The 16,142-nt window shown below is 39.2% G+C and carries 15 protein-coding genes and 1 tRNA gene; 13 read left to right on the top strand and 3 right to left on the bottom strand.

What is annotated here, in order from left to right:
* Nucleotides 1–21: 21 nt before the first annotated feature.
* From bhn_RS10480 to bhn_RS10420, 13 genes are all read left to right on the top strand, one after another.
* A complete protein-coding gene (locus tag bhn_RS10480) occupies nucleotides 22–1,140 on the top strand; it encodes a hypothetical protein (protein WP_071176655.1) in 1,119 nt (372 codons plus the stop codon).
* 23 nt (nucleotides 1,141–1,163) lie between these two features.
* Complete coding sequence (locus bhn_RS10475; RefSeq protein WP_071176654.1) at nucleotides 1,164–2,114, top strand: DMT family transporter; 951 nt, start codon at nucleotides 1,164–1,166, stop codon at nucleotides 2,112–2,114.
* Entirely contained in the window at nucleotides 2,111–3,553 is a 1,443-nt protein-coding gene (locus bhn_RS10470) for an MATE family efflux transporter (protein WP_071176653.1), read from the top strand. The genes bhn_RS10475 and bhn_RS10470 overlap by 4 nt, the downstream gene beginning before the upstream one ends.
* Nucleotides 3,550–4,542, top strand: coding sequence for a TIGR01212 family radical SAM protein (locus tag bhn_RS10465; protein ID WP_236845907.1), 993 nt, complete (start codon nucleotides 3,550–3,552; stop codon nucleotides 4,540–4,542). The genes bhn_RS10470 and bhn_RS10465 overlap by 4 nt, the downstream gene beginning before the upstream one ends.
* 81 nt (nucleotides 4,543–4,623) lie before the next feature.
* Complete coding sequence (locus tag bhn_RS10460; protein WP_071176652.1) at nucleotides 4,624–5,955, top strand: replication-associated recombination protein A; 1,332 nt, start codon at nucleotides 4,624–4,626, stop codon at nucleotides 5,953–5,955.
* A 19-nt stretch (nucleotides 5,956–5,974) separates the two neighbouring features.
* Nucleotides 5,975–7,774: a DUF5722 domain-containing protein gene (locus bhn_RS10455; protein ID WP_071176651.1), complete on the top strand. Its 1,800-nt coding sequence runs from the start codon at nucleotides 5,975–5,977 to the stop codon at nucleotides 7,772–7,774.
* Nucleotides 7,775–7,807: 33 nt separating this feature from the next.
* On the top strand, nucleotides 7,808–8,956 hold the full coding sequence (locus bhn_RS10450) for an NAD(P)-dependent malic enzyme (RefSeq protein ID WP_071176650.1): 1,149 nt from the start codon (nucleotides 7,808–7,810) through the stop codon (nucleotides 8,954–8,956).
* Nucleotides 8,957–8,981: 25 nt separating this feature from the next.
* The gene (locus tag bhn_RS10445; protein WP_071176649.1) at nucleotides 8,982–9,503 is read left to right on the top strand and encodes a DUF4364 family protein; all 522 of its coding nucleotides are present in this window, start codon (nucleotides 8,982–8,984) and stop codon (nucleotides 9,501–9,503) included.
* A 17-nt stretch (nucleotides 9,504–9,520) separates the two neighbouring features.
* Nucleotides 9,521–10,156, top strand: coding sequence for a hypothetical protein (locus bhn_RS10440; protein WP_071176648.1), 636 nt, complete (start codon nucleotides 9,521–9,523; stop codon nucleotides 10,154–10,156).
* A gap of 67 nt (nucleotides 10,157–10,223) precedes the next feature.
* Entirely contained in the window at nucleotides 10,224–10,553 is a 330-nt protein-coding gene (locus bhn_RS10435; RefSeq protein ID WP_148661942.1) for a hypothetical protein, read from the top strand.
* Nucleotides 10,554–10,557: 4 nt separating this feature from the next.
* Nucleotides 10,558–10,977: a hypothetical protein gene (locus tag bhn_RS10430; protein WP_071176646.1), complete on the top strand. Its 420-nt coding sequence runs from the start codon at nucleotides 10,558–10,560 to the stop codon at nucleotides 10,975–10,977.
* 223 nt (nucleotides 10,978–11,200) lie between these two features.
* Nucleotides 11,201–12,052: an exonuclease domain-containing protein gene (locus tag bhn_RS10425; RefSeq protein WP_071176645.1), complete on the top strand. Its 852-nt coding sequence runs from the start codon at nucleotides 11,201–11,203 to the stop codon at nucleotides 12,050–12,052.
* Nucleotides 12,053–12,578: 526 nt separating this feature from the next.
* Nucleotides 12,579–13,520: a hypothetical protein gene (locus bhn_RS10420; RefSeq protein WP_071176644.1), complete on the top strand. Its 942-nt coding sequence runs from the start codon at nucleotides 12,579–12,581 to the stop codon at nucleotides 13,518–13,520.
* A gap of 98 nt (nucleotides 13,521–13,618) precedes the next feature.
* Here the strand turns inward: bhn_RS10420 and bhn_RS10415 are convergent, their stop codons facing one another.
* The 3 genes from bhn_RS10415 to bhn_RS10405 all read right to left on the bottom strand — a co-directional run bounded on the left by bhn_RS10415 (nucleotide 13,619) and on the right by bhn_RS10405 (nucleotide 15,980).
* Entirely contained in the window at nucleotides 13,619–13,888 is a 270-nt protein-coding gene (locus tag bhn_RS10415; RefSeq protein WP_071176643.1) for a hypothetical protein, read from the bottom strand.
* A gap of 269 nt (nucleotides 13,889–14,157) precedes the next feature.
* Nucleotides 14,158–14,230: transfer RNA gene (locus bhn_RS10410), tRNA-Thr, on the bottom strand.
* 67 nt (nucleotides 14,231–14,297) lie between these two features.
* A complete protein-coding gene (locus bhn_RS10405; protein ID WP_071176642.1) occupies nucleotides 14,298–15,980 on the bottom strand; it encodes a GGDEF domain-containing protein in 1,683 nt (560 codons plus the stop codon).
* Nucleotides 15,981–16,142: the final 162 nt, after the last annotated feature.

Below are 16,142 nucleotides of genomic sequence, written 5' to 3'. Positions count from 1 at the left end.
TTTTTATGAGAGGAAAAAATAATGTTCAATAAATCAGATATCACACGTAATCAGTGCCAGCTTTTTGGAGGACAGGCAAGGCAGGGCTACGACTGGTGGTGGCATTCTTTTACAGCACATAATGCTGAAACAGGCGAGGAGAAACCATTTTTTATTGAGTTCTTTTTGTGTAATCCAAAGCTTGGCGGTGATAAGCCAGTTTTCGGACAACTTCCTGAAAATAAAGAAAAGAAAATAAAGCCATCCTATCTTATGATAAAGGCTGGATGCTGGGGCGAAGATGCAAGACAAATCCATAACTTCTATGGATGGAATGAGATAGAAGTCAATATGGGTGTGCCTTATTCTATAAAAGTGGGGGATAACTTCATTACAGAAAACAAGACTTGTGGAAAAGTCATGCTTTCAGAAGAGGACGCACAAAAGCATCCTGAATACATGAGCGGTGCTGGTGAGATTTCATGGAATCTTAAGATAAGTAAAAAGACAGCATTTAACGTGGGCTATGGCGCAGGAAAACTCTTTAGAAAGCTACAGGCTTTTGAAATGTTCTGGCACGCAGAGGGCATGAAGACTGAGTATGAAGGCGAGATATTCCTTGATGGACAAAAATACCTGGTAAAGCCAGAGACAAGCTATGGCTATGCTGATAAGAACTGGGGCAAGGATTTTACATCTCCATGGGTTTGGCTTTCATCCTGTAATCTCACTAGTAGAGTCCTTGGAAGACAGCTCCATGATAGCGTCTTTGACATAGGTGGTGGCAGACCAAAGGTTGGACCAATTGCCTTAAACAGAAAGCTCCTTTCGGCATTTTGGTACGAAGGAAAGCCCTATGAGTTTAACTTCTCCAAGTTCTGGACCTTTACCAGAACTAAATTTGAATGTTCTGAAACAGATGTAGCAATTATTTGGCATGTTGAGCAAAAAACATGGACAAATCGCATGGTAACTGATATAACTTGTCAGAAGAAAGACATGCTTCTGGTTAACTATGAAGCACCAAATGGCAAAAAACTCCATAACAGGCTGTGGAACGGCGGGAATGGTAAAGGAACTGTTAAACTGTATCACAGAGGAAAGCTTATCGATGAGATAACTTGTGAGAACGTAGGCTGTGAGTTTGGAGAGTACTGCTAAATAAATTAAGAGATGAGGACAACATGACAAACACACAGAATTCAAAAAGTATTTGGACAATAACACCTATTATGGTGATCACAGCAATCTTTTGCTGCATTCTCTGGGGAAGCGCTTCTCCAGCAATCAAGATAGCTTACGAAGTATTTAAGATAGATGCTTCTGATACGGCATCAAGACTTATGCTTGCCGGAGCAAGATTCATGCTTGCTGGCGTTATGACAGTTGTATTTGGAAGCTTTATTTCCAAAAAAGCCTTGATTCCACAGAAGAGTTCATGGAAGTATATCGCAATCCTTTCTTTATTCCAGACTATCGGACAGTACTATTTCTTTTTCATGTCACTTGCTAATACATCCGGTGTAAAAGGCTCTATAATAAATGCTTCAGGAAACTTCTTTGCGCCAATGTTTGCAATTTTCCTGTTCAGATTAGAGAAGCCTTCTGTCAAAAAACTCATTGGTTGTGCTCTTGGATTTGCAGGAATAATCATGTTCTTTGGCGGAATGGGAGCTATCACAAGCGGAGCACCTATCACATTTAAGGGCGAGGGAGCAATGCTTTGCGCGGCATTCTTTTACGCAGTATCTGGTTGTTGTATCAAGATCTTTTCAAAATATGAGAACCCGGTAATACTCAGTGGTTATCAGTTTGCACTTGGCGGAGCAGTGTTATTTTTTATAGGGTTATTATCTGGTGGAAACCTTGTGTTTTATAGTAGTGGCTGTTACCTTAATCTTATTTATATGGGCTTTATTTCTGCAGGTGCCTACACGCTTTGGGGAGTGCTTCTAAAGTACAATCCAGTTAGCAAGGTTTCAGTACTTGGCTTTGTAAATCCTATCATGGGAGTGGTGTTATCAGCTCTTTTCCTTGGAGAAGGACAGGAGGCATTTTCAGTTCTAAGCCTCATTTCTCTGCTATTAGTATCACTTGGAATTGTAATTGTTAATTATAGAAAGTTGGAAAAATGATATCTACATTTGAAACAAGTAATAGAGAGGAAGCAATCAGGTATAAGTTCACTCTAAAGGAGTGTCTTATTGGTGATGCTGATTTTTACAGACGCGCAGCTACCATCGTGCTTCCTATGATCATACAGAATACTTTGTCTAACATTGTTGGACTTCTTGATAATGTCATGGTCGGACAGGTGGGAACGCTTCCTATGTCCGCTGTTGCCATTGTTAATCAGATACTTTTTATCTTTTATCTATGTATATGGGGATCGCTGGCTGGTGCTGGAATCTTCAGTACACAGTTTTTTGGTAAAGGAGATATGGATGGAGTCCGCTATTCCATAAGGTTTAAGCTTATGACAGCGACCACTATCTGCACTGGTGCGGTCATTTTCTTGTTCCTTGCAAAAGAAAATCTGATATCCCTTTACATTTCAAAGGAAACTCTGGATGCAGACAGGATAGCCACACTTGGTTATGGTATGTCATACCTTGATATCATGCTAATCGGTCTTATTCCATTTAGCTTGACCCAGGTTTATTCAAGTGCCATGCGTGAATCAGGTAAGACCACACTTCCAATGGCAGCAGGAATGATCGCAATGGTAGTTAACTTTATATTTAACGGACTTCTCATTTTTGGTCTTTTTGGACTTCCTAAAATGGGAGTTTTGGGAGCAGCCATAGCTACTGTTATTTCAAGATTCACAGAGCTCATGATCGTAATGGTAGGAGCACACAAGAAAGACTCTAAATATCCCTTCTTTAAAGGAGTATTTACAACTTTGTATGTTCCTTGGAGCCTTGCAAAGACCATAATGTTTAAGTCACTGCCACTTCTTTGCAATGAGTTTTTATGGAGTCTTGCCCAGGCAACACTTCTTCAGCAGTACTCAGTTCGTGGAATTGCAGTTATTGCAGCAATGAACATCAGTGGAACAGTATCACAGATCTTTAATGAGGTCTTTTTATCAATTGGTAACTCATCGGGAATCATAGTAGGACAGGAGCTTGGGGCTGATAAGCTTGTATCAGCCCGCAGAACAGCCTGGAGAATGGCTGCTCTTAGCTGCGCAAGCACACTGGTCATGGGGTCACTTCTTGCAATGTTTGCGCCTATCATTCCTCAGATATATAACACTGAGCCAGAGATCAGACATCTTGCCACAAAATGTATCTGGATCGTGGCCCTTTGTATGCCTATCAACTCTTTTGCTAACGTAAGTTATTTTATTATGAGATCAGGTGGCAAGACTGCTGTTACATTTGTATTTGACAGCTGCTTTGCATGGGCGGTATCTGTTCCTGCAGCGTTTTTCCTTGCAAGATATACAGCGCTTCCTGTTGTTACAGTGTTTATGCTGGTTTCTTTATCTGAGATATTAAAATGCATCATCGGATTCCTATTCATCCGAAGCGGGGTCTGGGTTCGTAACATAGTAAAAACAGCATGATCAGTAAAAGAAGTGGATCTAATATGCACCAGAAATTATCAACATATCTCAAAAACAAATATGGTGAAAAAATATATAGACTGTCTCTGTCATCGGGCTGTACCTGCCCTAACAGAGATGGCTCTATTCTTATGCCAGACGGAACACCACTTACAGGTGGATGTACCTTCTGTTCTGAAGGAGGATCCGGAGATTTTGCAGCACAGGTAACTGCAGGCAGCATAGATCAGCAGATACAGGATGCCAAGGAGCTTATTTCCAAAAAAACTGATGCAAGGCATTTTATTGCATATTTTCAGTCCTTTTCCAACACATATGGTGACATCAGCAGGTTAAAAGAGCTATATACCAAGGTTATAAATCGAGAAGACATAGTGATCCTATCTCTTGGTACACGTCCAGACTGTATAGACGATAGTGTATTAGCTATGTTAAAAGAGCTGAACCAGATAAAACCTGTGTGGATAGAGCTTGGTCTTCAGACAATCAATGAGGAAAGTGCCAGGAGATTCCATAGAGGCTATGAACTTAAAGTATTTGAAAAAGCATATAAAACGCTTAAAGAAGCGGGAATAACAGTTGTTGTTCATGTGATCCTGGGGCTTCCTTACGAAACAAAAGAGGACATGCTTAAAACAGTAAAATATCTGGCAACTCTTGATCCTGCCCTTGACGGCATCAAGCTTCAGAACCTGCAGATCCTAAAAGGAACTGCTATGTATCAGGATTACCTGAACTGGAAGGAGAGGGCACGATCAAAACAAGACACCGTTGTAGCAGGTAAAAATTCCGAAGAGTTTTACTTCATGGATATGGAGGAATACACAGATCTTGTAGCTGAGTGCATAGCTCTTTTACCAGAAACGACTGTTATTCATAGGATGACAGGAGATGGCCCCAGAAAGCTCTTAGTAGAGCCACTTTGGACCCTTGATAAAAAGAGAGTGTTAAATACTCTCACCCGTAAATGTAGAGACCTTCTTGAGTGAATTAGTTCCCCTGTAAATGGTAATAAATATTAAAGATTTTTGCTTTATTTTTAGGGGCAAAAATAGTAAGATTAAGTAGTTATGGACTTGTTTGAATATATGAGAAATAACACAATGGAAAAGGAATCACCGCTTGCCGCAAGGATGCGTCCAAGGACACTTGATGAGGTTGTTGGACAGCAGCATATCATTGCTAAAGACAAGCTTCTTTATCGTGCAATTTCAGCAGACAAGCTAAGTTCCATCATTTTGTATGGACCACCTGGAACAGGTAAGACCACTCTTGCCAAGGTCATAGCAGGAACTACCAAGGCAGAGTTTACTCAGATAAATGCCACTATCGCAGGCAAAAAAGACATGGAAGAGGTTGTTGCTAAAGCTAAGGATAACCTCGGAATGTATGGCAAAAAGACAATTCTTTTCATCGATGAGATACATAGATTCAACAAGGGACAGCAGGACTATCTGTTACCGTTCGTTGAAGATGGCACAGTTATTCTGATCGGAGCCACAACGGAGAATCCGTATTTTGAAGTAAATGGGGCTCTTATTTCCAGGTCAGTAATTTTCGAACTTAAGCCACTGACTGCTGATGACATCAAGACTCTTTTGCACAGAGCGGTCACAGACAAGGAACGTGGGATGGGCGCTTACAACGCAGTCATTGAGGATGATGCATCAGATTTTCTTGCAGACCTTGCTGATGGCGATGCGAGACATGCGCTTAATGCCCTTGAACTTGGTATTTTAACAACAGAACGTAGTGCAGACGGACTTATTCACATCACCAAAGAGGTGGCGGAGGAGTGTATCCAAAAGAAGGTTGCCAGATATGACAAAGATGGTGACAATCACTACGATACAATATCAGCTTTTATCAAGAGTATGAGAGGATCAGACCCTGACGCAGCAGTATACTATCTTGCAAGGATGTTAAACGCCGGAGAAGATCCCAAGTTTATAGTTAGGCGTATGATGGTATGTGCTTCAGAGGATGTAGGCAATGCTGATCCCCAGGCACTTCAGGTTGCGGTTGCAGCTTCTCTCGCAGTTGAGAGACTTGGAATGCCCGAAGCAAGGATCACTCTTTCGCAGGCTGCAAGCTATATTGCTTCTGCGCCTAAGAGTAACGCCGCAATTGTAGCAATAGATGAGGCTATGGAAATGGTTAGAGAAACAGGAAACCTTCCAATTCCTGCGCATCTTCAGGATGCACATTACAAGTCAGCCAGTAAGCTGGGACATGGAATTGGATATAAATATGCTCACGATTATCCGGACAATTATGTTGAGCAGCAGTATTTGCCTTATGAACTTAATGGCAAAGAGTTCTATAGACCTTCAGGAAACGGATACGAAGTTAAGATCCGTGATCACATGAAGAAGTTAAAAGAAAGAAATAAAGAAAGTTAACTGATAGAACAGGAGTTACATGAAAAAGAGAAGACGCAAAGTGCACACAGGTAGGAAAGCCCGCCAGAACAAAAGAATAGTGATACTGACAGGTATAGTAGCTGCGATAGCGTCTCTTTTTGTAGTAGCGATGATCATTTGGCTCTTTATAGGCTCCAACAACGGAGAAGCAGAGCTGGCTGAGGAATCAGTTGATGAAGCGTCTGTAGAGAGCGAGAATATAAGCGAAGTGGTTTATGTTGATGAGAGCATTATCCAGAAGATCACATCGGATGGACAGAGAGTTTCCAAAGCATTATCTGACAGACCAGCCACAGTTGAGATGACTCCTGAGAACACAGCAGAGTTTGCTAATATCACCAGCTGCGATATCGTTGATTCTACTAACGTTAAGGTCAGCGTTACTTCTGAAGGAATTCCTGCCAGTGATGACAAGTATTATTATCTTTTCGAAATGGCAACCTATGAGGATGGAATAACAGATAAAGAGCCAATCGACAAGATCTACAAGGGCGATGATACATCTTTTACCGTAAGTCTTAATAAGGGCAGCGCAAATTCCAAGCTCTTTTCCAAATTTACAGTAGCAGTTAAAAAGGATGATCAGTACGTAACCATCTCTCATCCGAAATATATTACTAATCCTGGAGCATGTGCAGGTTACAACTACGCTGGCATGAGTCATGATTCTATAAAGGGACTTTTACCATATCCGCTTAGATTAAATGAACTTCAGGATCTTGGCTGTGAATACGCAGCATACAATATTCCTCTGTCACATATTTTGGTGACTTCAGGTGGAATCGAGTATTCTTACGGCGGAGTGACCTATCACTTCAATGCTCAGATAATAAATGATTACGACAATCTCTTTAAGAGACTTAATGCGATGGGAATCGATGTTGCTGCTATTATCCTCAATAACGCCAGCACATCTGCTTTTCCAGAGATCACACATCCAGATGCCAGAAGCGGATCTACTGCTCCTTATTACATGTTCAATGCAACCAATGAGAGCGGTGTCAAGGCGCTTGCAGCTATCGGAAGCTTCCTTGCAAACAGGTACTCAGGCTCAGGCCATGGTAACGTCAGCATGTGGATCATTGCCAATGAGGTAAATGCCCGTAGAGAGTACAACTACATGGCTAAGACAGATGTTGGTACCTATACAACAGCTTTCACAAGAGCCTTCAGAGTCTTTTACAATGCAATTAAGAGCCAGAATGCAGGTGCCAAGGTATATATTCCTATAGATCAGAGATGGACCTACAACACAGAAAAAACTGGTGACTATGATGCCAAGGATGTTATAGATATCTTTTCTTCATCTATTTCAGAATACGGCAATATTGACTGGGGACTTGCAGCACATCCATACTCATTCCCAAATGAGAACACAGCATTCTGGAAGGCTTCCAAGTACGTTAATCACACAGAATCAACTCCATGTATCACAATGGAGAATATTGAAGTTTTGACCAATTACATGCAAAAAGAATCTATGCTTGATACAAGTGGTAATGTCAGATCCATAATCCTTAGTGAGATGGGCTATTCTTCCTCATCAGGGGAAGCTGTTCAGGCAGCGGCTTTTGCTTATGCATACACTAAGATGGTCAAAAATGGTCATATTGATGCTCTTATGCTTTCAAGACAGGTTGATGCGCCGGAAGAAGTGGCAGCCCTTGGACTTGCTCTTGGACTTGAGACTGTTGGTGGCAATCACAAGCAGATATATAACGTCTTTAAGTACATAGATACAAACAAAAGAGATGAAGTTGTATCTTTTGCATATGATATAGTCGGGAAAACCTTTTAAGTGACCCATAACATAATTAGGAGGAGCATTATTATGACAAACGCAGAAAAAGCACTTAAGATGCATGAAGAATGGAATGGTAAGCTGGAAATCAGATCCAAAGCAGAAGTAAAGTCAAAAGAAGACCTTGCTATTGCTTACACACCAGGTGTAGCCGAGCCTTGTAAGCTCATAGCAGAGGATAAGAGCCTTGCTTATAAATATACTATCAAATCAAACACTATTGCAGTTGTTTCAGATGGTAGCGCAGTTCTTGGACTTGGAAATATTGGACCATACGCAGCAATGCCTGTTATGGAAGGTAAAGCAGTGCTTTTTAAAGAGTTTGGCGGAGTTAATGCAGTTCCTATCTGTCTTGATACTCAGGATACAGAAGAGATCATCAAGGCAGTTAAATATCTTGCACCTGGTTTTGGTGGCATCAACCTTGAGGATATCTCAGCTCCTAGATGCTTTGAGATTGAAGAGAGGTTAAAAGAGATGCTGGATATCCCAGTATTCCACGATGATCAGCACGGTACAGCTATTGTGGTTTTAGCTGGTGTTATCAACGGTCTTAAGGTAGTTGGAAAGGATAAAGAAACATGTAAGGTAGTAGTAAACGGCGCAGGAAGTGCTGGTATTGCTATCACAAAGCTTCTCTTAAGCTATGGATTCAAGAACGTAACAATGTGTGACAAGTCAGGTATCCTTTCAAAGGCTTCAAAAGACCTTAACTGGATGCAAGAAAAGATGATGGACGTAACAAATCCAGAGCAGAAGACCGGCACACTTGCAGATGCACTCAAAGGTGCAGATATCTTCGTAGGGGTTTCTGCTCCTAATATCGTAACAAAAGAGATGGCACAGCAGATGAACAAAGATGCTATAATGTTTGCTATGGCCAACCCGGTTCCAGAGATCATGCCAGATGTGGCAAAAGAGGCTGGAATCAGAGTTATCGGTACTGGCAGATCAGACTTCCCTAACCAGGTCAACAACGTTCTTGTATTCCCTGGTATCTTTAGAGGAGCTCTTGAAGGCGGTGCCAAGCAGATCACAGAGGAGATGAAGCTTGCAGCAGCTGTTGCTCTTGCTGGACTTGTTCCAGATGATGAGCTAAATGATGAGAACATTCTTCCAGCAGCTTTTGATCCAAGAGTAGCAGATGTGATCTCTGCAGCAGTAAAAGAAAAGATTTAAGTTTAGTTTTAGGAGATAAGTTAAATTGAGTTCAAAGTATCTTACTTTGTATAAGATGATAGTTCTGTACATGCTAAAGCGCTGTGATGCGCCTCTTAGCAAGTCACAGATTTACGATTTTATATTAGAAAACGAGTACACTAACTTCCTTACACTTCAGGAAGTATTTGCGGAAATGGTTACTTCAGGTCTTATCATCGAGAAGTCTATGGTCAGCAGAACATACCTCGAGATGACTTCTGAAGGTGAAGAGACACTTAAGTTCTTTGGCAATAGAATTAACCCGGCAATCAAGACTCAGATAGATGAGTATCTTAAAGAAAACAGCATGAAGCTTAGAGACGAAGGCTCAATTCTTGGGGACTACACCAAGACCGGTGAGAATGAATACACAGCTCAGCTTATTGCCAATGAAAATGGCCAGAGCATCGTAGAGATCAAGCTTGCTGTACCAACAGAAGAGATAGCCCGTAACATTTGCAAGAAGTGGCAGGATTGCAATCAGGAAGTATATCAGTATCTTATGGAAACTTTGATGTCTGACTGATTGACAAGAGGAACTATATGAAACAACATAAGAGAAATATATTTTATTTTTGTACGTTGTTAGTTATAGCACTTGTATTATGTTCATGCTCTTCAAATGAAGATGGAAAGGGCATATTTGGTCATAAAAAAGAGAAAAAAAGTGCCTATGATCACAAGAGTGTAACTTATTCAGAGCTTACTGAGGAAGATCTTGCTACTATTGATCATGTGAACCAAAATAGCGATATGGCCTTTGAGCTAATGGGAGAAATGCAAGATATAGTAGATCCTATGGAAGGCCCTTTCGTTGAATTTGACGATGGAATAGAATGCGAAGGCGCTTATGAGCGGGCTGAAGGCAAGATATTTAGGTCATACATCAGATTAAAGAGAGATAATGCTGACCATCATATTTTAGGCATTCATTGTGAAGATAAGTACAAGGATGCTAAGGAAAAGCTTGAAAAAGCTGGTTTTATATGGGAATGTGATGAATTTTTTAATAGCTATCTGAATATATCATGCTTTTCAAAAGGAAATGTAATTGTTCATTTGTGGGTTACATCAGAGTCACCATATGAAAAAGATGTCTTGGATGATGATCTGATACAGGAAGTTGATATTTATATCCCTATGTATCATGATGAAACGGACACTCGCATGACAGAGTAATAGGTTGGAAATGAATTGTATGGAAGGCCTCCGCTTATACGGAGGTCTTTTTTGAAAGGTATAAGCTATGTTAATGCATTTATCAAGAGAAAGCGTAAGTAATGGAGATGACTACAACAGATGTGCTGATTTGGAATATCAGGAAGGTGAAATGCTTTCTACATTCCTCAGAAGCAAGGTTTCCAATTTTCTTCCTTACACAAACGGATTAACAGTGTGGGCCATTTATATGGATTCAGAAGAAAATCAGGAAATATCTGAACGCGAGGCTTTTGAAAAGAAGGTTGCATTTATACATAAAATTGAAAACCGCTGCGTCAAGGTTGAAATTAAAGGCGGAGACAGAGCAGTTAGTAGCTTTGGAACTGATAAGATGTATTGTGCAGTGTATAGGTAATCAAATGAAGATAAGAGATGGAAATATTATCCCAAATGTTGGAATAGGGCAATTTCTATTGGGTATGACTAATAAAGAACTAGAGGAATATATTAGTGAATATACCATTGAGCATCGAGCTAACGATATAAAGGTGTATCATATCGAAAACGCTTTGTTTTTCTTTGATAAAACTGATAGTTTGACACAGGTAGGAGTATCAGTTGGTTTCGAAGGAAAATTTAATGATGCTATTGGGGTAGGAAATACAATAAATGAATTAAATAATCTAGGATTTGAATGCTATGAGGATAAGTATGATTATCTTATTTCTGGTGTAGATGGCATAGCATTTGAGCTTGGTGATACTGATTCTGATTATGACTGGAATGAAAAAGAAGCTCCAATAGAGTGGATATTTGTTTATCAAACACAAGAAAATTAGTTGCATTAAAAAAGAGCCGTTAAACGCTTTCCAAGAATGGACTCCAATTGTCCAAACAGAAAGCTATAAACGGCTCTTTTATTATCCTAAATGTATCTAATGCGATTCAAAATGTCAAATATTCATGCCATTAAATATCTGATGTACAACAATATTAGTCCGGAATTTTTTGTGATAAAATGGTGTAAATATGTTCACAATATCAGATAAGGGGGACACTTCTTTGATCGGACTAATAATTGCTTGTTTACTTGGATGGGCCGGCGGATATCGCTTCTACAAAAAACAGTACGGATTAGGCGTCTTATATCTTCTTACATTTGGACTTTTGGGTATAGGATGGATAGTCGATATCATAACCGCCGCAAAAACCTTTATGAAAAATGAAAATTTAAATAAGACTTTATGTGAAAAACAGGTGAGAGGTTCTTCTGATACGAGTGCTTTTACCATTTCACCTGAAGCGGGACAGACAAATACATCTCCACAGGCTACTTTTTATATTCACTCTAGTAAAGATACTGAAAAGAATATGTCACAGCTAAAAGAACGTTTTATAGTCATAGATACAGAGACTACTGGTCTTGATTCTGAAAATGATAGGATTATTTCAATTTCCGCAATGATATATGAGAACATGCAGCCTGTACACAATTTCTATACACTTGTTAATCCTCAAAGACCAATTCCGTCAGATGCATCTGAAATAAATGAAATTACTGATTCTATGGTCATAAATGCACCATCAGAACACGATATGTGCAAAGATCTTTTAGCCTTTTGCGGAGACGCTGTGTTTGGAAAAACTCTGTTTGTGGCATATAATTCAACTTTTGATGCCAAGTTTATAAAGAGTGCCATGGAAAGAAGTGGCTTTCCTGGTAACATAAGACACTTTGATGTTATGTCTTTTGCAAAAAAGAGGCTTCCAGAACTTAAAAACTACAAACAAGTAACTGTTGCAAAGCATCTTGGAATATCAGCTGAAAACGCCCATAATGCTGTGGCAGATTGTAAGATGTGTGCAGAGATACTTATTAAGTTAATAAAGAGACAGGATAAAGAGACTACGTGATGTAGTCTCTTTTTTTACCGAAAATCCTATATCCATCGAAAATCGGATAAATATTTCGTGAAATGAAAGTATGAAATAAAAAAAGATAGAAGGATATTTTTAGCCTATATGGTAGAATCTTGAATTTCTAGGCTAAAGAGATTTCTTTGTAATAATAAAAATCCAAGTATGTATTTAGCCGAATGCTATAAGAGTTAAGCATTTCGGCTAAAGTACACTTGTGAGCTTGCTTTCTGAAAGCAAAAAAGTTTAGCCTAAACAAGAAAAAATTCCAATAATCGGCTAAAAGGCGGCCATAAAACGGATAAAAGCCGGGACCCCCAAAGCCGCCCCCCTCCCAAAAAAGATGGACTTCCGCATAACACTTGGACCAAGACTCATTTAGAACTTGATCAATAATTGCTCAAATATTGATAAAATATGGGCTTATATCTTGCAAAAGAATATGTTACAATTTGTTTCATTGCGATGTAATATTTTCTTAACCGGGGGAGAAAATATTCTTTTGACAAGGAGAGAGTGAGGAATGGAAGAAAGAAAAAAGTTAGCAAAGGATATTAAGGGGCAGTTCAGAAAGAAAACTCTGATTTTGATGTCAGTAGAGCTTGTATTCGTGCTCATGTACATCATAGGACTTAAAGCACAGATTTTCCCATTTATGTCAATTGGAGTAATCGGATTTTTCCTGTATTTTGTGCTTAGCACACCAAGACAGAACATGTACTATTACGCATCAGACCTTATGGTATGCAGAGCACTTGTAGGAAAAGAGATTTCTGCTGATCCTGTTGCTGAGGGCTTGGAGAGATTAAAGAAGTATGGTTCAAAGGGGATGAGATCAAAGAGCCGTACTTGCGGACTTATTCTCTACAAGATGGCTAGTGGTGCTATGGCTGCTGCTTCAATCTTAGAGATGATCCCAGTTGTTAAGAATTTTACTTTTATTTACAAGAATATTGTTAATAAGGCTTACGAGAACGCAGCTAAGCTTATCGTAACTTACCAGATTGGTTGCTATGAAGAAGAGGATAAGGAAATGCTTTATGACCTTATTACATACTTCGTGCAGGATAGTAAGAGATTCCTTTTAAGAACTGTTAAGTCTGAGATTAAGAGCAAAGTTCTTTTTGATATCGGATTTACAGTAGTATGTATTTCAGGAATCATTTTAGCAATCACTAAGAACCTTTTATTTGCAGCGATCATCATTGGACTCTTTGTTCTTTATATGGTATTTGTAATTGCACTTGGCGGAGATGATGATCTTGAAACTCTCTGCGAGTACATTAACTATGTACAGAACAATGAGCTTGATACTCAGCTTCGAGCAAACATTGTATCAATGAGTGAGACAGGTGACAGAGTTCTTAATATCAGAGACGCTTTCAACAATCCTACAGATTATGCACTTAGAAAAGCAGCAAAGAGCGCATCTGAACTTATCGATAGTGCAAGCGAAAACAACTAATACTGAAGTTTGTGAATAATTAAAAACCCGGTTAGAAAACTGTAATATGTACAGCCTTCTAACCGGGTATTTTATTCTATTCAGTTATCTTGAACCTCTTATTTCATAAGTTCCATCTGAATCTTGTTGCCAAATCCCATAGCTGCTGAAGATCTCTCAGAGAGATCCATCTGCTCCTTTGTCTGCTCTTGAGCATGTTTCTGAGCTTCCATCTTCATTTTCTCGAGACGTTCTTTCTGTCCTTCTGTATCGAGAAGAGTAGACTGAGCTTCATCTTCAATCTTAGGAGCTACAGCTACCTGTTGCTTCTGAGTTTGCTGTACCGGATATGCCTGCTGCATTCCGCCGCCAATTCCATTAATACTCATAACCAGCCCTCCTTTGCAAAGCAATCATGAGGTTTATGTTTTTTGTATTATAAACACATTTGCATGATTATTGCTATTAAAATAGTATTAAATGACGATAAATAATTTGTGGGATTCATGGACGAAGGTCTTGAATACAAATGTTCATTTGGAGCAAACGTTAAAAACGGCGTGGTAACACTGTTCTGGATTGCACCATAATAAATAAAACAAAAATAAAACAAAAACAGCAATCATGCAAAGCGCGTGATTGCTGTTTTTTATAAAAGAGCTGCTGACGGGAATCGAACCCGTGACCTCCGCACTACCAATGCGACGCACTACCGACTGTGCTACAACAGCATCTGACTTAAATTAGTCACGAATGATATTATAGCAAGGGCATCCGGCAGTGTCAATCAAATTACTGTTAATCTGATTTTGAAGAGCTTCTTCTCTCGAGACCAGAAGACTTATAGAATTGAAGCTTGTCATTATACATTTCTTTGTCCGCTATTTTTGAAAGTTCATCTATAGATTCGTCTGGGTAGGCAGATGAGACTGCGTATCCGATGGCTACACTTATACCGTCAATATATTTTCCCTTCCATTTCTTTAGACTTAGTCTTAGTGCGCTAAGTCTGTTTTTTAATTCGGCAGGAGCTGCAATCAGTAGCACAGCAAATTCGTCTCCACCCATTCTGCTGATCACAGCAGTAGAAGATGATGAGAAGGCGTTCCTTAGACACTCGGCTGTTCCAAGCAAAAGTTCATCTCCAGCTTCATGACCATAGGTATCGTTATAATACTTTAGCCTGTTTACATCTATCGCTATAAAAGTAAGATTGGCAGGAAGTTTGTCTTTTTCATAATCGTCGATGATTTTGTAAAAATGTCTTCTGTTTGAGAGCTTAGTAAGCTCATCGGTAAAGGCAAATATCTTGGCTTGAGCAAATTCTTTTTCTTCTTTGACATTTAGACCTATTCTTCTATATATGAGGCCTACCTGAACCATGATAAAGATCATAAGACCAACTATTATCAGCAGAATATAGTTATAGTCAACGTTGTCAATATATTGAATAAGAGCAATTCCCGCAATTACCATAAATATGCCATTTGCAAGAGCGATTCCGGTTCTTGAACAGAATTTCTTTTCCTTCCTAATGCTGGCGTATGAGTAATAGCCTACTAATATCATTACAATCGCATCGATTGCATGGGCAATATAAACAAGATTTCCCCAGTCTATGACTCCTTTTACAGCCAGCAGGCAAGAGACAGCAATAGAGAGAGCCAGGATACCGTCTATAGCATTATCAATCTTACCAACACGGTAAAAAAGTGCCCTGGTTAGTTCAAAGAAAAGAAGCGGCATCAACAGGAATGAGATTATATTTAATACTGAAAATCCAGTCATGTAGCCAAATATAATAAATGGAAGTCTGGTTTCATTTATGATCCATTGGGCAGAAATAATAGAAAAACATCCTGCATAAAACAAGGCTTCAAACGTAAGTTTCCTGATAAGGCTGGCTCTTTTGACAATGAAGTAAGCAGAGATAAAGAGCTCTATAATTCCGGTAACAGTAAACAAAACAAACAAAACAACAGAAGGAACGTTTTTCTTTAGCTGACTGATCCCATATGCAGATCTGGTAGTAATGAAAGCTTCAGTTAATTCAGAACCATAGATAGAAGATTGCATCTTAATCCTGACAGACACCTCTTTATTTGTATAATCATTGCGGAGGGGAATCCAGATTTCTTTTTTACCAACATTCGTAGAAATTCCAAAGAGTGTTGTCGGCCTTGATTCAACGATTTCTTCACCATTTATTATTGCAGTAAAGTCTTCATAATAACATCTTATTATCAGTAGCTGGTCGCCATATACAAGAGGTAGGGTGTTGCTTATAGTAAATTCATTGTTATTGCTGTATGGGAATGTGATGATCTTTCCATCAACCTTCCAGTAATCATTGAAGATCATGGAATTTTCGCGAAAATAGTCATTGGTTTCGTTGGTATAGCAAAAGCCTAGACCAATAAACAAAAGAAGCAATAGTGTATATGCAAATGCTATAAGACGTCTAACGAAATTAAAATCCATAAACATCACCTCACAACAATTATAGCATGGCGTCTATTGACGAAATTATAATAAAAGTATTAAGAAAGAAGCCTGATAATTTATAAATGACAAAAAATGGGAAGAAAAGTGCATAAAATGGGCTTGAAGTATGAAAATATGAATAATAGAATCGAGATATAG

It is taken from the genome of Butyrivibrio hungatei, from assembly GCF_001858005.1.
GTDB classification, from domain to species: Bacteria; Bacillota; Clostridia; order Lachnospirales; family Lachnospiraceae; genus Butyrivibrio; species Butyrivibrio hungatei.
The sequence above is the reverse complement of the archived record's forward strand: the minus strand, read 5'-3'. Positions and strand labels throughout refer to the sequence as shown.